General features: G+C 73.3%; 17 protein-coding genes. 7 read left to right on the top strand and 10 right to left on the bottom strand.

Annotation, left to right across the window (positions count from 1 at the left end):
- Together ACWGIU_RS04795 and ACWGIU_RS04790 are read left to right on the top strand one after the other, a co-directional pair.
- On the top strand, positions 1-428 hold a 428-nt coding region (locus ACWGIU_RS04795; RefSeq protein ID WP_453702434.1), incomplete at its 5' end, for an SHOCT domain-containing protein.
- Between the two features lie 532 nt (positions 429-960).
- The gene (locus ACWGIU_RS04790; protein ID WP_453702433.1) at positions 961-2,130 is read left to right on the top strand and encodes an NlpC/P60 family protein; all 1,170 of its coding nucleotides are present in this window, start codon (positions 961-963) and stop codon (positions 2,128-2,130) included.
- Here the strand turns inward: ACWGIU_RS04790 and ACWGIU_RS04785 are convergent.
- Genes ACWGIU_RS04785 through ACWGIU_RS04765 form a run of 5 tightly spaced genes read right to left on the bottom strand, consistent with a single transcriptional unit; the run spans position 2,082 to position 7,924 of the window.
- Positions 2,082-3,341, bottom strand: coding sequence for a styrene monooxygenase/indole monooxygenase family protein (locus ACWGIU_RS04785; RefSeq protein ID WP_453702431.1), 1,260 nt, complete (start codon positions 3,339-3,341; stop codon positions 2,082-2,084). The two genes, ACWGIU_RS04790 and ACWGIU_RS04785, sit on opposite strands and share 49 nt — an antisense overlap.
- Before the next feature lie 3 nt (positions 3,342-3,344).
- A complete protein-coding gene (locus tag ACWGIU_RS04780; RefSeq protein ID WP_453702429.1) occupies positions 3,345-3,986 on the bottom strand; it encodes a GTP-binding protein in 642 nt (213 codons plus the stop codon).
- A complete protein-coding gene (locus tag ACWGIU_RS04775; RefSeq protein WP_453702427.1) occupies positions 3,967-4,356 on the bottom strand; it encodes a DUF742 domain-containing protein in 390 nt (129 codons plus the stop codon). The genes ACWGIU_RS04780 and ACWGIU_RS04775 overlap by 20 nt, the downstream gene beginning before the upstream one ends.
- Positions 4,353-4,838 (bottom strand): roadblock/LC7 domain-containing protein, encoded by a 486-nt coding sequence (locus tag ACWGIU_RS04770; protein WP_453702425.1) that lies wholly within the window; start codon positions 4,836-4,838, stop codon positions 4,353-4,355. The genes ACWGIU_RS04775 and ACWGIU_RS04770 overlap by 4 nt, the downstream gene beginning before the upstream one ends.
- Complete coding sequence (locus ACWGIU_RS04765) at positions 4,835-7,924, bottom strand: sensor histidine kinase (protein ID WP_453702423.1); 3,090 nt, start codon at positions 7,922-7,924, stop codon at positions 4,835-4,837. Before ACWGIU_RS04765 ends, ACWGIU_RS04770 begins: the two co-directional genes overlap by 4 nt.
- 397 nt (positions 7,925-8,321) lie before the next feature.
- Between ACWGIU_RS04765 and ACWGIU_RS04760 the strand changes: the two genes are divergently transcribed.
- Complete coding sequence (locus tag ACWGIU_RS04760; protein WP_453702421.1) at positions 8,322-9,095, top strand: hypothetical protein; 774 nt, start codon at positions 8,322-8,324, stop codon at positions 9,093-9,095.
- Positions 9,096-9,170: 75 nt separating this feature from the next.
- On the opposite strand, the gene ACWGIU_RS04755 is transcribed toward ACWGIU_RS04760, so the two are convergent.
- The 4 genes from ACWGIU_RS04755 to ACWGIU_RS04740 form a co-directional block, all read right to left on the bottom strand.
- A complete protein-coding gene (locus ACWGIU_RS04755) occupies positions 9,171-9,611 on the bottom strand; it encodes a MarR family winged helix-turn-helix transcriptional regulator (protein ID WP_453702420.1) in 441 nt (146 codons plus the stop codon).
- A 116-nt stretch (positions 9,612-9,727) separates the two neighbouring features.
- Positions 9,728-12,133 (bottom strand): endopeptidase La, encoded by a 2,406-nt coding sequence (lon, locus tag ACWGIU_RS04750; protein ID WP_453702418.1) that lies wholly within the window; start codon positions 12,131-12,133, stop codon positions 9,728-9,730.
- A gap of 281 nt (positions 12,134-12,414) precedes the next feature.
- Positions 12,415-13,293 (bottom strand): sulfurtransferase, encoded by an 879-nt coding sequence (locus ACWGIU_RS04745; protein WP_453702416.1) that lies wholly within the window; start codon positions 13,291-13,293, stop codon positions 12,415-12,417.
- Positions 13,294-13,526: 233 nt separating this feature from the next.
- Positions 13,527-14,921, bottom strand: a complete 1,395-nt coding sequence (locus ACWGIU_RS04740) for a glycosyltransferase family 39 protein (protein WP_453702414.1) — start codon at positions 14,919-14,921, stop codon at positions 13,527-13,529.
- Between the two features lie 36 nt (positions 14,922-14,957).
- Here ACWGIU_RS04740 and ACWGIU_RS04735 point away from each other — a divergent pair, with 36 nt between their 5' ends.
- Positions 14,958-15,578, top strand: a complete 621-nt coding sequence (locus ACWGIU_RS04735) for a hypothetical protein (RefSeq protein ID WP_453702412.1) — start codon at positions 14,958-14,960, stop codon at positions 15,576-15,578.
- 158 nt (positions 15,579-15,736) lie between these two features.
- Here ACWGIU_RS04735 and ACWGIU_RS04730 read toward each other — a convergent pair whose 3' ends face one another.
- On the bottom strand, positions 15,737-16,009 hold the full coding sequence (locus ACWGIU_RS04730; protein ID WP_453702410.1) for a TetR family transcriptional regulator C-terminal domain-containing protein: 273 nt from the start codon (positions 16,007-16,009) through the stop codon (positions 15,737-15,739).
- Between the two features lie 266 nt (positions 16,010-16,275).
- Between ACWGIU_RS04730 and ACWGIU_RS04725 the strand changes: the two genes are divergently transcribed.
- From ACWGIU_RS04725 to ACWGIU_RS04715, 3 genes are all read left to right on the top strand, one after another.
- Positions 16,276-17,016 (top strand): response regulator transcription factor, encoded by a 741-nt coding sequence (locus ACWGIU_RS04725; RefSeq protein ID WP_030730938.1) that lies wholly within the window; start codon positions 16,276-16,278, stop codon positions 17,014-17,016.
- A 17-nt stretch (positions 17,017-17,033) separates the two neighbouring features.
- On the top strand, positions 17,034-18,104 hold the full coding sequence (locus ACWGIU_RS04720) for a HAMP domain-containing sensor histidine kinase (protein ID WP_453702436.1): 1,071 nt from the start codon (positions 17,034-17,036) through the stop codon (positions 18,102-18,104).
- Positions 18,105-18,375: 271 nt separating this feature from the next.
- Entirely contained in the window at positions 18,376-22,332 is a 3,957-nt protein-coding gene (locus ACWGIU_RS04715; protein ID WP_453702407.1) for a multifunctional oxoglutarate decarboxylase/oxoglutarate dehydrogenase thiamine pyrophosphate-binding subunit/dihydrolipoyllysine-residue succinyltransferase subunit, read from the top strand.
- The last annotated feature ends 17 nt before the right edge of the window (positions 22,333-22,349 follow it).

The raw sequence follows: 22,349 nt of genomic DNA, 5'->3' as shown, positions 1-22,349 counted from the left end.
GGGGTGGCCTGATGTTCATCCGCCCGATGGGGGTGACGGTCCGCGCGGCGAACCGCCCGCCGGGGCACCCGCTGCTGCGGGGCCTGCTGGCGCGGGCGGCGGGAACGGCGGAGGCGACGGCGGGCTCCGTGGGGACCGCGAGCCCGGCGGCCGCGAGCCCCATGGGCCGGATCGAACCGCAGGCCGGACCGCCGCTCGAACCCCAGGCCGGGCCGCTCGAACCCCAGGCCGGGGCACCGTCCGAGCCCCCGCAGCCGGCCGAACCGGAGCCATCGGCGGCTATCACGCCGGAGCGCACCGCAGCGGCGGGGTCGACCGCCCCGGCCGGCCTGGTGGCGGAGCTCACCCAGCTGGCCGGCCTCGCCCGCGAGGGCCTGCTGACCCCCCAGGAGTTCACGACGGCCAAGGCCCGCCTGCTGCGGGGCTGACCCGCGTCGGTCGGCCGGGGCCGTCCCGGCCCGGCGCCGCGCCGGCAGGACCCCGACGCCGGCGCATGCCGCCGCGGCCGACGCGAAGCCCGGTACGGCCGGATCGACCTATCCGGGAACGGCGCGGCGGCGTAGCCCCCGCCGCCCGTCGTCTCACAGACGAACCGCAGCGGTACGCGGTCGATGGTGCGATCCACGACGCGCGCCGCCCGCTCCTCCTGGCCGGGAGTGCGGCACGGCATGATCGGCGACGACCCGGACGGCACGGTGCTCCGCGCCCTGGCCTTCACGATGTTCGACGGCCGGATCCGCACCGTTTCCGTCGGTGGTCGACCCCGACGAGCCCGGCCACCTGTGCCCGGGCGCCGGCGCCCGGGCGATCGACCGCGAAAGCCGCGAGGCCTGCCGCGCGTCGGGGTGACGCGAGAGTCGCCTCCCGCCCCCAACCGGGTGAGGCCCGGCGACCGGCCGACTCCGTTGGGGGATTTGTCATACCGGGCGTGGCAGCATCGGCCGCCTCGGAGGTGATCCCATGTCACATCGACTGTCGCGGCGGCCCCTTCGTGCCGTCTGCATCGCCGCAGTGCTCGTCGTCGCCGGCCCGGTCCCCGGGGCCCGGGCCGAGCCGGGGCTTCCCGAAGGGGAGTCCGTCGGGGTGCTGCTCACCCGCCTGCAGGGTCTGTACCAGAAGGCCGAGGAGGCCACCGAGGCGTACAACGCCGCCGACGTCGCCCTGCGGTCCGGCCAGGCCGAGGAGCGGCTGCGCGCCGCCGAGCTCGGCAAGGCCCGTACGGCGCTCGACTCCGAGCGGGCCATCGCCGGGCGGCTCGCCCGGGAGCAGTACCAGGGCGGCCTGGGGCTCTCCCCGTACGCCCGGATGCTGCTCGCCGGGAATCCGCAGGCCGCCCTGGACCAGCGTCGGCTCGCCGCCCGCGAGGGGGCCCGGCGGGCGGGCGTACTGGCCCGGCTCGCCCGGGGCGAGAAGAAGGCCGAGGCCCTCGCCGTACGGGCCCGCGAGGCCCTGGACGCCCGGCAGACCCTGGCGGCGCAGCAGAAGCTCCACAAGGACGAGGTCGCGGCGCAGCTCAAGGAGGTCGAGCGGGTACTCGCCGCCCTGACCCCGGACCAGCTCACCCGGCTCGGCGCGCAGGAGGCCGAGAACACCGCCGCCGCGCAGCGGAACCTGGTCGATTCGGGCCGTCTCCCCACCCGTACGGGCACCCCGACGGCGGCCGGTGGCGCCGCCGTCGGCTACGCGGCGGCCCAGATCGGCAAGCCGTACGTCTGGGGCGCGGAGGGGCCGGGGTCCTTCGACTGCTCCGGGCTGACCTCGCAGGCCTGGGCGCACGCCGGGCGCGCCATCCCCCGGACGAGTCAGGAGCAGTGGGCCCAGCTGCCGAAGGTGCCGCTGGACCAGCTGCGGCCCGGGGACCTGGTGGTCTATTTCCCCAAGGCCACCCATGTGGGCCTGTACGTCGGCGACGGCAAGGTGATCCAGGCGCCGCGACCGGGCTCCCTGGTGAAGGTCTCGCCCATCGCCGCGAACCCGCTGCTGGGGGCGGTCCGGCCGGACCCGGACGGCGCCCCGCTCGCGGAGTTCACCCCGCCCGCGCTGCCGGAGGCACCGGCGGCGCAGGTGGGGGACGATACCGGCTACTCCGCCGAGGAGGCCCCGACGGAGGAGGCGACCTCCGCCAGGTAGTCGGCCGTGTCCTCGGGGTCGTAGAAGTACGCGTCGAAGTCGGCCGGGTTGTCGAAGCCGTTGGCGAACCGATCAGCCACCGGCTGGAGCTGCCCGGCCGCGCCGATCAGGTTCAGTACGTGCTCCGGCGGGACGCCCAGCATCGCGTTCGTCCACTGGGTCGCCGGCTTGCCCGTGGTGAACCAGTACTTGTCGAAGGTCGCCTTCATCCACGCCTCGTCGAACGGGTTGTCCCCGTGCATCAGGATCGACGACAGGTACGAGGCGGCGCACTTCGCGGCGGAGTTGGAGCCCTGCCCGGTGATCGGGTCGTTGGCGACGACCACGTCAGCCACGCCCAGGACCAGGCCGCCGCCCGGGAGGCGTCCGATCGGGTTGCGGACGACCGGCGCGTAGCGGCCGGCCAGCGTGGCGCCCGCGTCCGTCAGCTCCACCTTCGTCGCGCGGGAGTACTCCCACGGCGTGAACTTCTCCATGAGCTCCAGCGTGAGCGCCAGGTGCTCCGCCGGGTCCTTGACCCCGTTGAAGACGTCCAGCGGACCGCCCGGGATGCCTTCCCAGAACAAGATGTCGGCCCGGCCCGAGGTGGTCAGGGTGGGCATGACGAACAGCTCGCCGACGCCGGGGACCAGGTTGCAGCGGACCACTTCCGTCTGCGGGTGCTCGGGGCGCGGACCGAGGCCGTGCACGTAGGCGACGGCGAGCGCGCGCTGCGGGGCTTCGTACGGGGAACGCGCCGCGTCCCGCCCGAACATCGAGACGAGCTCGCCCTTGCCGGCGGCGACCAGCACCAGGTCGTAGGTACGGGAGAAGAAGTCGAGGTCGGCGACCGAGGCGCCGTGGACGACCAGTTGGCCGCCCCGCTGCGCGAAGGTGTCGAGCCAGCCGGCCATCTTCACGCGCTGGTCGACCGACTGCGCGTACCCCTTGAGCCTGCCGAGCCAGTCGACGGCGCGGCCGGCGTCGGGGGTGGCGACGGAGACGCCGAGGCCCTCGATCTTCGGGGCCTGCTGCTCCCAGAAGTTGATCTGGAGATCACGCTCGTGCTGCAGCGCCGTGTCGAACATGCACTGCGTGGACATCACCCGCCCGGTGCGGATCTCGTCCGCCGTCCGGTTGGACATGAGGGTGACGTCGTACCCCTTCGACTGGAGTCCGAGGGCGAGCTGGAGACCGGACTGGCCGGCTCCTACGACAAGTATCTTGCGCATCTCTCACGTTCTCTGTTCGGGAGTGGTGTCGAGGGCGTGGCCCACCAGGGCGAGGAGTGATTCGACCACCGTGTCGCGGCGCCTCGCGTCCATGATCACGACGGGTACGTGGGGCGGGACGCTGAGCGCCTCGCGCACGTCCTCGGGTTCGTACGACTGCGAGCCGTCGAAGTGGTTGACGGCGACGGCGTACGGGAGCCCGCAGGTCTCGAAGTAGTCCAGGGCCGGGAAGCAGTCGCGCAGGCGGCGGGTGTCGGCCAGGACCAGACCGCCGATGGCGCCGCGCACCAGGTCGTCCCACATGAACCAGAACCGCTCCTGGCCCGGGGTCCCGTACACGTAGAGGACGAGGTCGTCGTCGAGGGTGACGCGGCCGAAGTCCATGGCGACCGTGGTGGTGCTCTTGTCCGGGGTGCCGGACAGGTCGTCGGTCGGGGCACTGGCCCGGGTCATCACCGCTTCGGTGCGCAGCGGGGTGATCTCGGAGACGGAGGAGACGAAGGTCGTCTTGCCGACGCCGAAGCCGCCCGCGACCAGCACCTTGACGGCGACGGGTGCGCGGGAGCGGTCGTACTGCCAAGGCTGGGCCGGCTCGTCGTCCGACTCCGCGGGGCACACCGGACTGTCAGAGACGGCGAAGACCACTGAGCACCCTTTCCAGCAGCGCGCGCTCGGGACGGCCACTGCCGTGGCCCGTTCCGTAGACGCGGATCCGGCCCTGGTCGGCGAGGTCGCTGACCAGGACGCGGACCACGCCGAGCGGGAGCTTCAGCAGCGCGGATATCTCGGCGATCGTCCGCATGCGGCGGCAGACCTCGACGATGGCGGGCATCTCGGGCATGCGGTCCGGCTTCTGCGGCTCCGAGACCTTGGCGTCCAGGGCGGCGACGAACGTCTCGACGTGCAGGACCTGCGTGAAGCGGGTGCGGCCGCCCGTGAGGGAGTACGGGCGGACGCGGGCGGGGCGGCGGTCGGCGCCGCGTATCGGCAGCCGATCGGAGGCCGTACTCCTCACGGGGTGTTCTCCATCGACTGGCGCAGCTCACTGCGGACTTCGGGGGTCAGGACGTGGCCGGCGCGGCCGACGAACAGGGCCATGTGGTAGGCGACGACGCTCATGTCGCAGTCGGGGGTGGCGTGCACGCCCAGTAGTGAGCCGTCGCTGATGGCCATGACGAAGACGGAGCCGTGCTCCATCGCCACCATGGTCTGCTTGACCGAACCGGTCTCCATGAGGGCGGCGGCGCCGGTGGTGAGACTGCCGAGGCCGGAGACGATGGCGGCCAGGTCGGCGGACGCGCCGCGCGGGCCCCGGGGCTTGGGCCGGTCTGCCGGTTCGGCCGTGCCCGCTCCCGGGTCGGAGGACAGGAGCAGCAGCCCGTCCGAGGAGACGACGGCGACGGAGTTGACGCCGGGCACCTCCTCGACCAGGTCGGTCAGCAGCCACTGCAGGTTGCGTGCCTGGGTGCTCAGTCCGTACGTACTGGGCGCGGTCATTTGCGTGCCTCCTGTGCGGTGTCCCCCCGGTCGGTCTTGCTCTGGCCCGGCCGCTGCTTCCGCCCCTGGTCGGGGGCCTGGTCGAGGGCCTCGTCGAGCGCCTGGTCAGAGGCTTGGCCAGGGGCTTGGCCGGGCTCCTGGTCCTGGGCGAGTTCGGCGGCGACGACGCGCCGTCCGTCCTGGGCTCCCTGGTAGAAGCCTCCGAGCCGGCGCCGCAGCTCCTCGGCGTCGATCCGGCGTGGCGGCTCGGGCGGTCCGTCGGCACGGGCCGCGCGCTCGGCGGGGACGGTGCGCGGGGTCCGCTTGGGCAGGCCCTTGTCGGTGACGGCGCCTTCGCTCTCGGCCTGGTCGGCCGGGTGGCTGCCCTGGCGGGGCAGCCAGTTGCCCTCGGCCGGGGCGTGGGTGTGCGGCTCCGCCTCCGGTTCGGCTTCCTGTACGTCGGCCACGGGTGCGGCGGTGTGCGCCGCGGTCGGGAGCTCCTCGGCGGGGTCCGCCCCGCCGGGGGCGGCGGGCTCCGCGTCGGGGACGACCCGCGCGAGCAGCTGGTCTTCGGGAGTGGGCTCGGCTGCGCGGGGCGCGGCGACGAACACCGGCTCGGCGGGCGGTGTGTCCCCGGCCGGGGACTCCGCGGTGAACACCGGCTCGGCGGGCACCGGTACGACCTCGGCGGGCACCGGCCCCGGCTCCGCGGGGGACTCGGCGACGACCGCGGGGCCGGCCAGTGCTTCGGCCAGGGTGATCGGGACCGCCGCGACGGCGGGCACCGACTCGGACTCGGACGCGGGTTCCGGCTGCGGCTGCGGCTGCGGCTCGACGGCGGCCGGGACGACGGGCGCCTCGGTGACGACCTCGGCAGCAGCCTCGGCCTCGGCTTCGGCTTCGGCTTCCGCTTTCGCTTCGGCCGCGGCTTCCGCCTCCACGGCCGCTTCCACAGCCGGGTCCTCGTCCGGGTCCGGAGCGGCATGCGACCCGCGCCGTCGCGTCGGCAGCGTGTTCTCGTTCGCCTCCGCTATCACTCCCGGCAGCCGCAGAGCGGGCCCGCCCGGCATGGCCAGGGTGTGCACCGGGGAGACCATCGGAGTCGTGGGCAGCAGCGCCGCCGGGACGACCACCAGGGCCTCGGTCCCGCCGTGCCGCGGGGTGCGCAGCTCGGCGGTGACCCCGTGCCGGGCCGCGAGTCGCCCGGCCACGTACAGGCCGAGGCCGAGGCCGTGTTCCGCCTCGGATTCCTCGTCGTAGGCCTCGGGCGTGGACAGCCGGGTGTTCAGCGCTTCCAGGCGGCCCTCGGTGACGCCGATGCCCTCGTCCACGACGGACAGCACCACGTCACCGGAGCCCAGCAGCCGGCCGGACACCTTCACCTTGACGTCCGGCGGGGAGAACGTGGTCGCGTTCTCCAGCAGCTCGGCCAGCACGTGCGAGATGTCGTCGGCGGCGTGTCCCGCGACCTGGGTGTACGAGGGCAGCGCGGCGAGTTCGACGCGCTCGTAGCGCTCGATCTCGCTGACGGCCGCCCGCATCACGTCGACCAGCGGCACCGGCAGGCCCTGCCCTTGGCCGTGTTCCTGCCCGGCGAGGACCAGCAGGTTCTCGTTGTGGCGGCGCATCACGGTCGCCAGGTGGTCCAGCTTGAAGAGGGTCGCCAGCCGGTCGGGGTCCTGCTCCTTGGACTCCAGCTCCTCGATGACCGCGAGCTGGCGCTCCACCAGGCCCAGGGTCCGCAGCGACAGCGAGACGGAGGTCGTCGACATGATGCGCCGGTGCTCCTCCAGCCCCGCCCGCAACTGCGTCAGTTCTTCTTCCAGTGCCTCCCGGCCGGCGGCCAGGGCCTCGCTGCGGCCGATGATCCGGCGCCGGTCGGCGTCGAGCCCGGCGATCCGGGTGTGCAGGGAGACCGTCTGGTCGCGCACCGCGTTCAGGTGGCGTACGACCTCGGCGAACTCGTCGTTGCGGCCCGTGAACCGCACCGGTTCCACCGAGCCTTCCGGCGTGGCCAGCCGCTCCGCTCCGCGACGCAGGACCGACAGCGGCCGGGTCAGCGACCGTGCCACGGCGGTCGAGACACCGACGGCGAGCAGGAACAGCACACCGAGCAGCGCGATCGCGACTTCGAGCCGGGTCACGTCGTCGTCGCGCAGCGCGGCCAGGGCGGAGGCCCGTTCACTCGCGAGGGTGGCCTCCACGGTGCGCATGCGGTCGATGCGGGCGGTCAGCGCGGTGCCGACGGTGGGCCCGTCCGTCTTGCGGTCGGCGGGCGTCAGGGTGGGCCGGTCGGTGAGCCGCTTGAGGAAGTCGTCGGCCGTCTTGACCTCGGGGCCGGTGACCGTGGCGGCCAGGGTCTGGCGTACGTCGGGCCGCGCGGCCCGCGCGAAGTCGTCGAGGGCGGCCTGTTCCCGTACGCGCGCCCGCTGGGCGGCGGTGGTGAGTTCGTCGACCACGGCCGCGTTGGGGGGCTGCTCACCGCGGGGGACGGCCAGCGCGGCGAGCAGCAGTCCACGGGTGGCCGAGGCCTGTTCCACGGCCTGGCCCAGCGGGGCCAGCGGACGGGTGGTCGTCAGGGCGGCCCCGGCGCGCGGCGGGGTCAGCTCGGCGAGCTGGGCGCCCGGGGCGAGGAGTTCCGCGATGACTCCGGCGTAGGCCTGCTGGGCGGCGAGGGCGCTGCCCTTGCCGTCGACGGCCTCGGCGCGGACGGTCCGTACCCGGGCGAGGGCCCGGGCGGTGGCCTCGTCGGCCTCGGCCTGGACCTCGGCGAGCTGCCGGTCGGTCCCGGCGATGCGCTCCTGGACGGGCCCCTTGGCCGTGCCGGGCCGGCCCTTGGCGGCGTACTCGACGACCGCGTCACGCTCGTCACCGAGGAGGTGCGTGAGGGTGAGGGTCTGCCGGGTCCGTTCCGCGAGGGTGACCAGGCGCTGGGAGTCGTTCAGTTCCGTCGAGGCGGAGACGACGGCGGGCGCGCCTGCCGCGAGGACGGTGAGGCCGGCGACGGCTACGCCGACGACCAGCCTGCGGCGCACGCGGACGCGGCGTCCTGCGGGGGCCGGGCCGTCGGCGGCGGTGCCGTTCTTCCGAGACCGCTTCTTCTGCACCGGTGCTCGCAATCCTGTACGTGTGCTCTTGCTCGTCTACTCGTGTGGCCGAGGTAACGGCCGGTCAACAAGTAAACGCCCCCTGCTCCCTCGTACCGCCTCAGACCTTTGCAGCGTGCTGGGGAGAGAGCCGCACATCGCCCAACCGGCCACTCGAACGAGTGAACATCACGGATGAGTTGCCGACCAACTCGGGCACCCCGTGCCGGAGCGTCTCCGTGGACAGGTGGTTGAAAGATCGATACGGGCTTTGGCAGGATGCCCGCCCACACGACCGCCCCGCCGTCGCGACCCTCGCCGGCCGTCCCGGGCGGCCGGTGCGCGGAGCCGCCCGGGAGCATCCGGTCCGGTACGGACCTGCCCGCGCCCGCCGCCTCCCGCGCGGCAGAATGCGGGTATGCGCATCGACCTCGCCTCGGCCCCCGGCCACCAGGAACGCCCCAATGAGGACTGGGTGTCGGCCGCGATCCCCGCTTCGGGCGGCGGCGTCCTGGTGGTCCTGGACGGGGTCACCCCGCCGGGCGGCGACGACGGATGCGTGCACGGGGTGCCCTGGTTCGCGGCCCGCCTCGGCGGCCGATTGACCGAACTGTCCGGATCACGGCGGGACATGCCGCTCGCTCAGGTTCTGGCCGAGTCCGTCCGCGCCACGGCCGATGCCCACCGCGACACCTGTGACCTTTCTCACGTACGGACTCCGCAGGCGACGGTCGTCCTCGTCCGCTGGGACGCGCAGTACGTGGAGCACCTCGTCCTCTCGGACTCCGTACTGCTCCTGGAGGCGCCCGGCGGCGAGGTGACGGCCGTGCTCGACGACCGGCTGGACCGTGTCCCGCCGGAGGTGCTCCGCTCGGTGGCCCGGACGGACGCCCTGCGCAACGCGGAGGGCGGCTTCTTCACGGCGGCCGCGGACCCGGCGGTGGCGCTTCGGGCGGTGACGGGGCGCACTCCGCGCGGGCGGGTGCGGGCGGTGGCCGCGCTCACGGACGGGGCGAGCCGGTGGACGGACACCTTCGGGCAGGGCGACTGGGCCGACTGCCTGGCGGTGCTGGGCAAGGAGGGCGCGCAGGGCCTGATCGGCCGGGTGCGCGCCATCGAGTCCGACCCGGCCCGCCCGTCGGCCCGGTACAAGCGGCACGACGACGCGTCGGCGGTCTACGCGGAGCTCTGAGCGTGCCCTGCTCCGAACACCCCCCGGGCGCACGCCGGCCCCGGCCGCACGCCGTCGGCCCTGCGGCGGAGCGCCCTACTCCCCGCCCGCGTTCAACTGGTTCAGCAGCCGGGCCAGTTCCGCCACCTCGCCGCGGTCCCAGTCGGCGAGTTTGCGCATGTACTGCTCGCGCCGAGCCCCCCGGACCTGCAGGAACCGCTGTCGGCCCTCCTCCGTGAGACCGACCAGGGAAGCCCGGCCGTCGGCGGGGTCCGGCTCGCGGGCCACCAGGCCGAGGACCTCCAGGGCCCGCAGCTGCCGGCTCATGGTGGCCTTGCCGACCCCGAAGTAGGCGGCGAGTTCGGTGGCTCGCTGCCGGCCGGCCGCCTCCAGGCGTACGAGGAGCCCGTACGCGGCCGGCTCCAGCTCGGGGTGGAGCTCGCGGGCCATCTCGCCCGAGGAGGCGCGGGCCCTCCGGAGGAAGACGGACAGCTCCCGCTCCAGGGCAAGGAACTCCTGGTCTTCACTCCCGTGCACGTCCCGCTCCTTCGATGGTGTCCGGCACCCCGGTGGGTGGGGGGCCAGTATTTCGCAGCGGGTGTGCCGACGGCCCGGTACCCCGCCGGAGCGGGACACCGGGCCGTGTGCACGCGTCAGGCCGCCGCGACGACCGGAACCTCCGCCCGGGCCAGGGCGAGCTCCAGGACCTGCCGCACGTCCGTCACCGGGTGCACCTCCAGCGTCTCCAGCACCTCCGCCGGGACGTCGTCCAGGTCGGCCTCGTTGCGCTTGGGGATGATGACGGTGGTCAGTCCGGCCCGGTGCGCGGCGAGCAGCTTCTGCTTCACCCCACCGATGGGCAGCACGCGGCCGGTGAGCGAGACCTCGCCGGTCATGGCCACGTCCGTGCGCACCTGCCGTCCGGAGAGCAGCGAGGCGAGTGCGGTGGTCATGGTGATGCCCGCGCTCGGGCCGTCCTTGGGCACGGCGCCCGCCGGGAAGTGGATGTGCACGCCCCGGTCCTTCAGGTCGGCGACCGGCAGCTCCAGTTCCGCGCCGTGCGAGCGCAGGAAGCTCAGCGCGATCTGCGCCGACTCCTTCATGACGTCGCCGAGCTGACCGGTGAGGGTCAGGCCGGCCGCGCCCGTCTCCGGGTCGGCCAGCGAGGCCTCCACGAACAGCACGTCACCGCCGGCGCCGGTCACCGCGAGGCCGGTGGCCACGCCGGGGACGGCGGTGCGCCGTTCGGCCGGGTCCTGGGCGGACTCCGGTACGTGGTGCGGGCGCCCGATCAGGGCCCGCAGGTCGCCGGCGCCGATGTTCAGGGGCAGCTCCCGCTCCCCCAGCTCGTGCTGCGAGGCGACCTTGCGCAGCAGGCGGGCGAGGGACCGCTCCAGGGTGCGTACGCCGGCCTCGCGGGTGTACTCCCCGGCCAGCTTGCGCAGCGCGTCCTCCTCCAGGACCACCTCGTCGGAGCCGAGCCCGGCGCGCTCCAGCTGGCGCGGGAGCAGGTGGTCGCGGGCGATGACGACCTTCTCGTCCTCGGTGTACCCGTCGAGCCGGACCAGTTCCATACGGTCGGCCAAGGCCTCGGGGATGGCTTCCAGGACGTTGGCGGTGGCCAGGAAGACGACATCGCTGAGGTCCAGCTCCACCTCCAGGTAGTGGTCGCGGAAGGTGTGGTTCTGCGCCGGGTCGAGGACCTCCAGCAGGGCGGCCGCCGGGTCGCCGCGGAAGTCGGAGCCCACCTTGTCGATCTCGTCGAGGAGAACCACCGGGTTCATCGACCCGGCCTCCTTGATCGCCCGGACGATCCGGCCGGGCAGGGCGCCGACGTAGGTCCGGCGGTGGCCGCGGACCTCGGCCTCGTCGCGGACGCCGCCGAGGGCGACCCGGACGAACTTGCGGCCCATGGCGTGCGCCACGCTTTCGCCGAGGCTGGTCTTTCCCACTCCGGGCGGGCCGACGAGGGCGAGGACGGCGCCGCCGCGGCGGCCGCCGATGACGCCCATGCCGCGTTCGCCGCGCCGCTTGCGGACGGCGAGGTACTCGGTGATGCGGTCCTTCACGTCGCTGAGGCCCGCGTGCTCGGCGTCGAGCACGGCCCTGGCCCCGCGGATGTCGTACTCGTCCTCGGTGCGCTCGTTCCAGGGCAGTTCCAGCACCGTGTCCAGCCAGGTCCGGATCCAGGACCCCTCCGGGCTCTGGTCGCTGGACCGCTCCAGCTTCTCGACCTCCTTGAGCGCGGCTTCCCGTACCTTCTCGGGGAGGTCGGCGGCCTCGACGCGGGCGCGGTAGTCGTCGGACTCCTCGCCGTCCTTCTCGCCGTTCAGCTCGCGCAGTTCCTTGCGTACGGCCTCCAGCTGCCGCCGGAGCAGGAACTCGCGCTGCTGCTTGTCGACGCCGTCCTGGACGTCCTTGGCGATGGATTCGGCGACGTCCTGCTCGGCGAGGTGGTCGCTCAGGGCCTTGATCGCGAGCCTGAGGCGGGCGACCGGGTCGGCGGTCTCCAGCAGTTCGACCTTCTGCCCGACCGTCAGGAAGGGTGAGTACCCCGAGTTGTCGGCGAGCGCGGACACGCCTTCGATCTGCTGGACCCGGTCGACGACCTGCCAGGCGCCGCGCTTCTTGAGCCAGCTGGTGGCGAGTGCCTTGTACTCCTTGACGAGCTCGGCGACCGCCCCGGGCAGCGGATCGGGCACCGTCTCCTCGACGGTCTCGCCCTCGACCCAGAGCGCGGCTCCGGGGCCGGTGGTCCCGGCCCCGATGCGGACCCGGCCGAGGCCGCGGATGAGCGCCCCGGGGTCCCCGCCGGAGAGCCGCCCGACCTGCTCGACGGTGCCGAGCACACCGGTCCCGGCGTACGTGCCGTCGACGCGCGGCACGAGCAGGACCCGGGGTTTCCCGCTGCCGCTCTTCCCGGCGGCGGCCTGCGCCGCCTCCACGGCGGCGCGCACGTCGGCGTCGGACAGGTCCAGCGGTACGACCATTCCGGGCAGCACGACCTCGTCGTCGAGCGGCAGTACGGGCAGGGTGAGTGTGACGGACGTCGAAGCCATGATCTTCCCTCCGGCAGTGAAGTTGAGCTCTGCCGACTCAATGCATGGGCGCCTCCCCATGTTCCCCAAGGCCCGTTCGCCCGGGGCGAACACGTGGGACCGCGGAGATGCGGACGTCGCCGACGTGGTCTTCGCCGAGAGGCGGGAGGAGGCGGAGGCGGCGGAGGCGGCGTCCGGTCTGGCGTCGCCGGACGGGGCGCGGACGTCGGGGCCCGGGGCGGACAGGCCGCCGACGGTGACGTCACCGGAGGCGGTACGGACCACCTGGACCCCTGGCGGGGCTACCCCCCGGTCACGGGGAGTTCCGAGGGCATGCCCCACTCGCTCCAGGAGCCGTCGTACACCGCGATCTCCTCGTACCCGGCGAGGTCGGCGCCGAGGGCCAGGACGCAGGCGGTCACCCCGGAGCCGCAGCTGAGGTAGAGCCGTTCCCGTTCCCCCGTCAACGCCCGGAAGGCCGCGCGCAGTTCCGTGGAGGGGCGCATCCGCCCGTCCCGGTCCTGGAGTTCGGCGAACGGCAGGTTGACCGCGCCCGGCATGTGGCCGCCGCGCAGGCCCGGTCGGGGTTCGGGGGCGGTGCCGGCGAAGCGTTCCCGGGTGCGGGCGTCGAGGACGGCCGCCGTCGGGTCGGTCAGGGCACGCGCGACGGTGGCGCTGTCGACCAGCAGCCCGGCCCTGGGCCGGGCGGTGAAGGAGCCGCCCGGGCCCGCGTACGCGGGGCACGTGGGCGAGGTCGGCAGGCCTGCGGCGGTCCAGGCGGGCAGTCCCCCGTCGAGCACGGCGGCCCGGTCGAAGCCCATGGCGCGCAGCATCCACCAGGCGCGGGCACTGGAGTAGACGCCGGCGCCGTCGTAGACGACGACGGTGTCCGAGTCCTCGACGCCGAGGACGCGCATCGCCTCGGTGAACTCCGGGGCCCCGGGCATGGTGTGCGGGGCGGGCGCGGTGTGGTCGGACAGGGCCCCGTCGAGGTCGAAGGGGCGGGCGCCCGGGATCCGGTGGGCCGCGGCGCGGTGGGCGCCGACGGAGGCGTCGAAGAGGACCAGGCCGGGCGCGCCCAGCCGTCGGGCGAGCCAGTCGACCCCGACGAGCGGTCCGGGGAGCGATCCGGGTTCGCGGGACGCGGAGTTCGGGGACGCGGAGTTCGGGGACGTGGGCATACGGCACCTCCTGGGGCTCGGCGCGCCGCGCCCGCCCGCCGGGGAGGCGCGGCCCGCCGGCTGTACGACGCGGTCGCCCCATCCTCCGGTCCGTCCGCACCTGACGCACAGCCACCCCCGCGCAGGACCGGGCCTGCCCTCCCGCGTCCGCGACGCGGCTCACGCCGACCGGCCTCGGACCCTGCTCGCACCCGCCCGGCCCGGACGCCGGCCGTAGCCGCCCGGCCGGGACCTCAGCCGCACCCGCCCGGCCGTGCGTAGACCGCCACCCGGGCGCCGCGCACCCCGTCCACCGAGCACAGGTCGAAGCCGGCGGCCAGCCCCTCCCGCTTGACCGCCTCCCGCGGGTACGGGTCCAGCGGCTGGCCTGCCGGGTCCAGCAGGGCGATCACCCGGGGCGAGGCCAGCAGCGCCGCGCGGATCCGGTCCGGGGGCAGTTCGGTGCCCTGGAGGCTGTGCGAGGCCGCCGGGGTGCGGTCCAGGGCCACGTCGCGCAGCTCCCCGTACAGCTCAGGCGACGACAGCAGCCACTCGCGCCTGCGCGAGGGCATGAACACCACCGCGTCCCCGGGGCGCGCCCGCTCCCGGACCGCGGCCGCCACCGCGAGCACGTCGTCCTTGCGGCTCTCCGGCGTACGCAGCCACACCGACCAGATGCCGAACGGCACCAGGAGCGCGCCCGCCAGCAGCCACGGCCACCATCCGCGGGCCCGCGCGAGCCGGGCCCCCGCCAGCAGGGCGAGCCCGGCCAGCGCGTAGATCACGTACCGGTCGACGTACCAGGGGTCGAACAGTGAGATCAGCATCAGCAACCCGGGCGGCAGCAGGACGAGCGGGAGCGCCACCCGGACGAGGTCGCCCGGAGCGCCCCGCGCGAGCAGCAGGGCCGCGCCGGCCACCACCGCGTACGCCACCCAGTCCTCCCAGCCGGGCCGCCCGAGCCAGCCCAGCTGCTGCCCGGCCTGCCGGGCGCTGACCACGGCCAGCGGCAGCAGCAGGACCGCCACGACCGCGGAGCTCCGCCGCCAGCCGCGCGAGCGCCACGCGGTGCAGGCGTGGGCGAGCAGGGCGAGCGCGGCGAACTCGTGCAGCCAGCAGCCGAGCAGCAGCACCACCGTGTAGGCCGGCCACCGCTCGCGCAGCATCAGGTACGTCGCCCACACCACGGCGGCCGCGACCAGGGCGTACGAGCGGCCCTCCTGGGCGTACGTCTGCACGGGAGGCAGTACGGCGTACACGCAGCCCGCGAGCAGTGCCGCCCGCTCCCCCGCGAGCCGGTGGGCGACGGCGGCCACTCCGGCGGCCGCGAGGGCGGTGGCGGCGACGGAGGGCAGCCGCAGCGTCCACAGGCCGCCCTCCCCCACCTGGAACAGCCCATGCATGAGCAGGTAGTGCAGGCCGTGGACGGCGTCGACCCGGCCCAGCAGCTCCACGATCTGGCCGAGCGGCCGGTGGGCCACCTGCCAGGTGACGGACTCGTCGCGCCACATGCTGCCCCCCCGCTCCAGGCCCCACAGGCCGAGGAGCACGGCCAGCAGCGGCGGGAGCAGGCGCCAGGGGGCGATCCGGCTGATGTCGGCCTCCGCGTGCGGTCGGGACGGGTGTCGGAACGGGGGTGCGGACTCCATACTCGGGGTTGGACCCGAGTCCCGGCGGAGGTGGGTGTGCGCACGTTACGAACGGTTGCGGTGGCGGTGCTGAGCACGCTGGTCCTGGCGGGCTGCGGGCCCGCGGGTCCCTGGGGCGGCGACGACGCGGCCCCGAATGCCTCCACGAAGCCGGGCACGAGCGCGTCCGCGGACCCGAGCAGGTCCGCGGACCCGACGTCCGCGGACCCGGGCTCGGGCGCGCGTACGAGCCCCGGTACGCGTCCCACGACGAGCGCGACGGCCGAGCCCGGCGCGAGCCCCCCGGCCGGCCAGGTCCCCGCCGCCGGCGAGACCCTGGTCCGGGTCACCCGGACGGGCGGCTTCGCCGGGCAGACCCACACGCTCGTCGTCAAGGCCGACGGCTCCTGGACCCGGCTGGACGCAAAGGCGCGGCCGGCGGGCACCGGAAAGCTGTCCGCGGCGGAACTCGCCGGCCTGCGCACCGCCCTGCGGGAGTCCGGCTTCGCCCGGCTGCCCCCGATCGTGACGGGCGGCCCCACGATCTACGACGGGTTCTCGTACTCCTTCGTGCACGACGGCCACGAGGTGTCCGGCGACCAGGGGTCCCTGCCGGAGGGCCTGACGAAGGTGCTGGACGCACTGCCCCCCTTCACCGGCGGGGAGACCACTCCCTGAGGCCTGTCCCGCCCCTCCCGCCGGGCGCACGAGACGGCCACGGCATTTCGCCGGGTTGCCCGAACGCCCGGGTGCGCCCCGTATGAGGGCGCCCCGCCGCCGTGGGACGCGCCGCGTCCGACGCCGTGCGCCGATCCACCGGGGATGGCGGGCGGCCCTCAGGCGGTGGCCGAGATGTCCCGCAGCAGCCTGTCCAGGAATCCACGCAGCCGAGCCGGCATGTCCACGCTTCCGGGCGCCGGCACCCACTGGATCTGCAGGCCGTCCATGACGGCGAGGATCTCCCGGCCGACGGCCTCGCAGTCGGTGTCCGGGCGCAGTTCGCCGCGTGCGACGCCCGCGGCGAGCAGGTCGACGGTGTAGCCGAGCACCCGGGCGTAGCGCTGGGTGAAGGCCGTCGAGGCCTCCCGTCCGGATGTGCCGAACGACACTCTCGACCCGGTCTTCCCGCACGGCCACGGGCTGACCCTCCAGGGGTCTGCAGGGCACCCCCCGACGCCCCTCGGAGGGCAGGAACGGCGAGGCACCTGACCGGTCTCGCCCGCCGGGTACCGGTCCCGTGGGGGGACCGGTACCCGGTACATCACATTCCGCTTACTGTGGTCCAGCACATATGCCATGTCCGAACCCCACGTAGCCGCAGGCCGACGCCTCCTCTACGCTGCACCCCATTCACGCGGGATCTTCAGGGGCGGACATGGAACAGACACACACCACCCATCAGGGCGCCGCGGCGACACCCGGCGCCCAGCGGCGTGTGCTGGTCGTCGAGGACGACCACACCATCGCCGAGGCCATCGCGGCCCGCCTGCGCGCCGAGGGCTTCCAGGTGCAGACCGCCGGCGACGGCCCCTCGGCCGTCACGGCGGCCGAGAGCTGGCTGCCCGAGCTGCTGGTCCTCGACATCATGCTGCCCGGCTTCGACGGGCTGGAGGTCTGCCGCCGGGTCCAGGCCCAGCGGCCCGTACCGGTGCTCATGCTCACCGCGCGCGACGACGAGACCGACCTGCTGGTCGGGCTCGGGGTCGGGGCGGACGACTACATGACCAAGCCGTTCTCGATGCGCGAGCTGGCCGCCCGGGTCCACGTACTGCTGCGGCGCGTGGAGCGGGCCACCATGGCCGCGCACACCCCGCGCGGGGCCACCCTGCGCCTGGGGGATCTGGAGATCGACCACGCGCAGCGCCGGGTCCGGGTGCACACCGAGGACGTGCACCTGACCCCCACCGAGTTCGACCTGCTGGTGTGCCTGGCCGGCACCCCGCGGGCGGTGCTCTCCCGCGAGCAGCTGCTGGCCGAGGTGTGGGACTGGGCCGACGCGTCCGGGACCCGTACCGTCGACAGCCACATCAAGGCCCTGCGCCGCAAGATCGGCGCGGAGCGGATCCGTACGGTCCACGGCGTCGGGTACGCCCTGGAGACCCCGGCCCAGACGTGAGTGGCCCGCCGAACCGGCTGCGGCAGCGGCAACGGCCTCCGGCGGGGCTGCGGCCCTTCTCGCCCTTCTCGATCAAGACCAAGCTGGGCACGCTCGTGGTGGTCTCGGTCTTCATCACCACGGGCCTGCTGCTGGTGGCCCTGCGCACCGACACCGAGCTGCGCTTCATCACCGTCTTCTCGGTGATCGCCTCGATGCTGATCACCCAGTTCGTGGCACACAGCCTGACGGCGCCGCTGGACGACATGACGAGGGTGGCCCGGGCGATATCCCACGGCGACTTCACCCGGCGGGTACGCGGGGCGGGTCGCCGCGACGAGCTGGGCGACCTGGCCTCCACCATCAACCTCATGGCGGACGACCTGGAGGCCGTGGACCGGCACCGCAAGGAGCTCGTCGCCAACGTCTCGCACGAGCTGCGCACGCCGATCGCTGCGCTGCGGGCGGTGCTGGAGAACGTGGTGGACGGGGTCTCGGCCGCCGATCCGGAGACCATGCGCACGATGCTGAAGCAGACCGAACGGCTCGGCGGGCTCGTGGAGACCCTGCTGGACCTGTCCCGGGTGGACAACGGCGTGGTCCCGCTGCGTGCGCGCCGGTTCGAGGTGTGGCCGTACCTGTCGGGTGTGCTGAAGGAATCGCGGCTGGCGGCCGCCGGCCGGCCGGGGCTGCTCTCGGGGTCGGGCGGGCACACGCGCAACGACGTGCACCTGCACCTGGACGTGTTCCCGCCCGAGCTGTGGGCGCACGCGGACGCCGAGCGGCTGCACCAGGTGGTCGCAAATCTGATCGACAACGCGGTCAAGCACAGCCCTCCGCACGGCCGGGTCACGGTCCGCGCCCGGACCGGCGACGCGCCCGGAAGTCTCGTGCTGGAAGTACGGGACGAGGGTCCCGGCATCCCCGAGGCGGAGCGCCACCGCGTCTTCGAGCGGTTCAACCGGGGCAGCGCGCGCGGCGGCGACGGAGGCACCGGACTGGGCCTGGCGATCGCCCGCTGGGCCGTGGAGCTGCACGGGGGCCGGATCGGAGTGGCCGAATCATCACGCGGCTGCCGCATCCTCGTCACGCTTCCGGGCAGCTCATAGGCGCCGCGTTGACGTAGGGTTCGAGTGGGAAGGACATGATCTCGGCCACACGTACCCGGGGTCCGTCAGGGGTGCGAAGCCAAGGGGGCCGCAACCTCGGTACCCCCTACCCGAACCAGGCTCGTTTCCCGCCATTCCACGTGATGAAACCCGCCGTTCGATGTGACCTGCGCGACGTAAGTCCCGCCCGGCCTGCATGCAGCGCCCGAGGAGGCGTAGCCTTTATTCCCGCTGTCCATACCTTGTGAAGCGGAAGAGGGCGGTTGCCGCCGTGTCGCCACAGTCCCCCAGTAACTCGAGCACCACGACCGAAGCAGCAGAGGGCGGGAAGAACCCCGCCTCAGGCTTCGGTGCCAATGAGTGGCTCGTCGACGAGATCTATCAGCAGTACCTCCAGGACCCGAACTCGGTCGACCGGGCCTGGTGGGACTTCTTCGCCGACTACAAGCCGGGGGGCGCTGTCGCTCCGGTGAAGTCGGACGGTCCCGAGAAGGCCGCGACGACGGACGGCGCCTCCGCACAGGCCGCCACCACCGTCACCGCCGCGCCGCAGGTCACCGACGCCGCCGCCACGGGGGCGGCGCGCGCCGCAGCCCCTGCCCCGACTCCCGGTGTGAGCACCGGCTCCACCGGAGCGGCAGCCGCCGCGCCCCCTTCTGCGCCTGTGCCAGCTCCTGCCCCTGCTCCTGCCACCCCCTCTGGTGCCCCTGCTGTGACTGTCACCTCCCAGGCCCCGGCCGCCGCACCGGCCGCGCCCGCCCCCTCCTCCGTAGCCGCCCAGAAGGCCGCGCCCCCCGTTGCGAGCACCGGCTCCACCGGAGCGGCTGGCGCCGCGCCCACCACTGGGGCCCCCGCGGGCCCCGAGCTGGTGACGCTCCGCGGCCCGGCGGCTGCTGTCGCCAAGAACATGAACGCCTCCCTCGACGTGCCGACGGCCACCTCCGTCCGCGCCGTCCCGGTGAAGCTGCTGTTCGACAACCGCATCGTCATCAACAACCACCTCAAGCGCGCCCGGGGCGGGAAGATCTCCTTCACGCACCTGATCGGCTACGCGATGGTGCAGGCGATCAAGGCCATGCCGGCCATGAACTACTCCTTCGCGGAGAAGGACGGCAAGCCGACCCTGGTCAAGCCGGAGCACATCAACTTCGGTCTCGCGATCGACCTGGTGAAGCCCAACGGTGACCGCCAGCTCGTCGTCGCCGGCATCAAGAAGGCCGAGACCCTCAACTTCTTCGAGTTCTGGCAGGCCTACGAGGACATCGTCCGCCGCGCCCGTGTCGGCAAGCTGACGATGGACGACTTCACCGGCGTCACCGTCTCGCTGACGAACCCCGGCGGCCTGGGCACCGTGCACTCCGTGCCCCGCCTGATGCCCGGACAGTCGGTCATCATGGGCGTCGGCTCCATGGACTACCCCGCCGAGTTCCAGGGCACTTCGCAGGACACCCTGAACAAGCTGGGCATCTCCAAGGTCATGACCCTGACCTCGACCTACGACCACCGGGTCATCCAGGGCGCGGCCTCCGGCGAGTTCCTGCGCATCGTCGCGAACCTGCTGCTCGGCGAGGAGGGCTTCTACGACGCCGTCTTCGAGTCGCTGCGCATCCCGTACGAGCCCGTCCGCTGGAACCGGGACATCGACGCCTCGCACGACGACGACGTCACGAAGGCCGCCCGCGTCTTCGAGCTGATCCACTCCTACCGGGTCCGCGGCCACGTCATGGCCGACACCGACCCGCTGGAGTACAAGCAGCGCAAGCACCCCGACCTCGACATCACCGAGCACGGCCTCACCCTGTGGGACCTGGAGCGCGAGTTCGCGGTCGGCGGCTTCTCCGGCAAGTCGATGATGAAGCTCCGTGACATCCTCGGCGTGCTGCGCGACTCGTACTGCCGCACCACCGGCGTCGAGTTCATGCACATCCAGGACCCGAAGCAGCGCCGCTGGATCCAGGACCGCATCGAGCGCCCGCACTCCAAGCCGGAGCGCGAGGAGCAGCTGCGCATCCTGCGCCGGCTGAACGCGGCGGAGGCCTTCGAGACCTTCCTGCAGACGAAGTACGTCGGCCAGAAGCGGTTCTCCCTGGAGGGCGGCGAGTCCGTCATCCCGCTGCTCGACGCCGTCATCGACTCGGCCGCCGAGGCCCGCCTCGAAGAGGTCGTCATCGGCATGGCCCACCGCGGCCGCCTGAACGTCCTGGCGAACATCGTCGGCAAGTCGTACGCCCAGATCTTCCGCGAGTTCGAGGGCAACCTCGACCCGAAGTCCATGCACGGCTCCGGCGACGTCAAGTACCACCTGGGCGCAGAGGGCACCTTCACCGGCCTGGACGGCGAGCAGATCAAGGTCTCGCTCGTCGCGAACCCCTCGCACCTGGAGGCGGTCGACCCGGTCCTGGAGGGTGTCGCCCGCGCCAAGCAGGACGTCATCAACAAGGGCGGCACGGACTTCACGGTCCTCCCCCTCGCGCTCCACGGCGACGCGGCCTTCGCGGGCCAGGGCGTCGTCGCCGAGACGCTCAACATGTCGCAGCTGCGCGGCTACCGCACCGGCGGCACCGTGCACGTGGTCATCAACAACCAGGTCGGCTTCACCGCCGCCCCGGAGTCCTCGCGTTCCTCGATGTACGCGACCGACGTGGCCCGCATGATCGAGGCGCCGATCTTCCACGTGAACGGCGACGACCCGGAAGCGGTCGTCCGCGTGGCCCGTCTGGCCTTCGAGTTCCGCCAGGCGTTCAACAAGGACGTGGTCATCGACCTCATCTGCTACCGCCGCCGCGGCCACAACGAGTCCGACAACCCGGCCTTCACGCAGCCGCTGATGTACGACCTGATCGACAAGAAGCGCTCGGTGCGCAAGCTCTACACCGAGTCCCTCATCGGTCGCGGCGACATCACGCTGGAAGAGGCCGAGCAGGCGCTCCAGGACTTCCAGGGCCAGCTGGAGAAGGTCTTCGCGGAGGTCCGCGAGGCCGCCACGCAGCCCGCGGTCGCCGCGCCGGCCGCCCCGGGCACGTCCGCCGTCTTCCCGGTCGCCGTCAACACCGCGATCTCCCAGGACGTCGTCAAGCGGATCGCCGAGTCCCAGGTCACCATCCCCGAGGGCGTGACCGTCCACCCGCGTCTGCTGCCGCAGCTGCAGCGCCGCGCGGCGATGATCGACGAGGGCACCATCGACTGGGGCATGGGCGAGACCCTCGCCTTCGGCTCGCTGCTGATGGAGGGCACCCCGGTCCGGCTGTCCGGCCAGGACTCCCGCCGCGGCACCTTCGGCCAGCGCCACGCGGTCCTCATCGACCGGGAGACGGGCGAGGACTACACCCCGCTCCTCTACCTGTCGGACGACCAGGCCCGTTACAACGTCTACGACTCGCTGCTCTCCGAGTACGCGGCCATGGGCTTCGAGTACGGCTACTCGCTGGCCCGCCCGGACGCGCTGGTCCTCTGGGAGGCCCAGTTCGGTGACTTCGTCAACGGCGCGCAGACCGTCGTCGACGAGTTCATCTCCTCGGCCGAGCAGAAGTGGGGCCAGACCTCCGGCGTCACGCTGCTCCTTCCGCACGGCTACGAGGGCCAGGGCCCGGACCACTCGTCCGCGCGTCCCGAGCGCTTCCTCCAGATGTGCGCGCAGGACAACATGACGGTGGCCATGCCCACCCTGCCCTCGAACTACTTCCACCTGCTGCGCTGGCAGGTCCACAACCCGCACCACAAGCCGCTCATCGTCTTCACCCCGAAGTCGATGCTGCGTCTGAAGGCGGCGGCGTCGAAGGCGGAGGAGTTCACGACCGGTTCGTTCCGTCCGGTCATCGGTGACAGCACGGTGGATGCGAGCGCGGTCCGCAAGGTCGTCTTCTGCGCCGGAAAGGTCTACTACGACCTGGAGGCCGAGCGCGAGAAGCGGGGCATCACGGACACCGCGATCATCCGCATCGAGCGGCTGTACCCGCTGGCGGGCACGGAACTCCAGGCCGAGATCGCCAAGTTCCCGAACGCGGCGAAGTACATCTGGGCCCAGGAGGAGCCGGCGAACCAGGGTGCGTGGCCGTTCATCGCGCTGAACCTGATCGACCACCTCGACCTGGCCGTCGGCGCGGACGTCCCGGCGGGCGAGCGCCTGCGCCGCGTGTCGCGGCCGCACGGCTCCTCGCCGGCGGTGGGCTCCGCGAAGCGCCACCAGGCGGAGCAGCAGCAGCTGATGAGCGAGGTCTTCGAGGCGTAACCGCCACACGGCACCAC

Source organism: Streptomyces sp. NPDC054840, from assembly GCF_053611065.1.
Note: the sequence above shows the minus strand (reverse complement) of the source record. Positions and strands in the feature narration are given on the sequence as shown.

Bases quoted from the DNA above. Each gene is read 5' to 3' on its own strand.
- ACWGIU_RS04740 (WP_453702414.1), bottom strand. From the start codon at position 14,921: ATGGAGTCCGCACCCCCGTTCCGACACCCGTCCCGACCGCACGCGGAG.
- ACWGIU_RS04725 (WP_030730938.1), top strand. From the start codon at position 16,276: ATGGAACAGACACACACCACCCATCAGGGCGCCGCGGCGACACCCGGC.
- lon (WP_453702418.1), bottom strand. From the start codon at position 12,133: ATGGCTTCGACGTCCGTCACACTCACCCTGCCCGTACTGCCGCTCGAC.
- ACWGIU_RS04770 (WP_453702425.1), bottom strand. From the start codon at position 4,838: ATGACCGCGCCCAGTACGTACGGACTGAGCACCCAGGCACGCAACCTG.
- ACWGIU_RS04785 (WP_453702431.1), bottom strand. From the start codon at position 3,341: ATGCGCAAGATACTTGTCGTAGGAGCCGGCCAGTCCGGTCTCCAGCTC.
- ACWGIU_RS04790 (WP_453702433.1), top strand. From the start codon at position 961: ATGTCACATCGACTGTCGCGGCGGCCCCTTCGTGCCGTCTGCATCGCC.
- ACWGIU_RS04745 (WP_453702416.1), bottom strand. From the start codon at position 13,293: ATGCCCACGTCCCCGAACTCCGCGTCCCCGAACTCCGCGTCCCGCGAA.
- ACWGIU_RS04760 (WP_453702421.1), top strand. From the start codon at position 8,322: ATGCGCATCGACCTCGCCTCGGCCCCCGGCCACCAGGAACGCCCCAAT.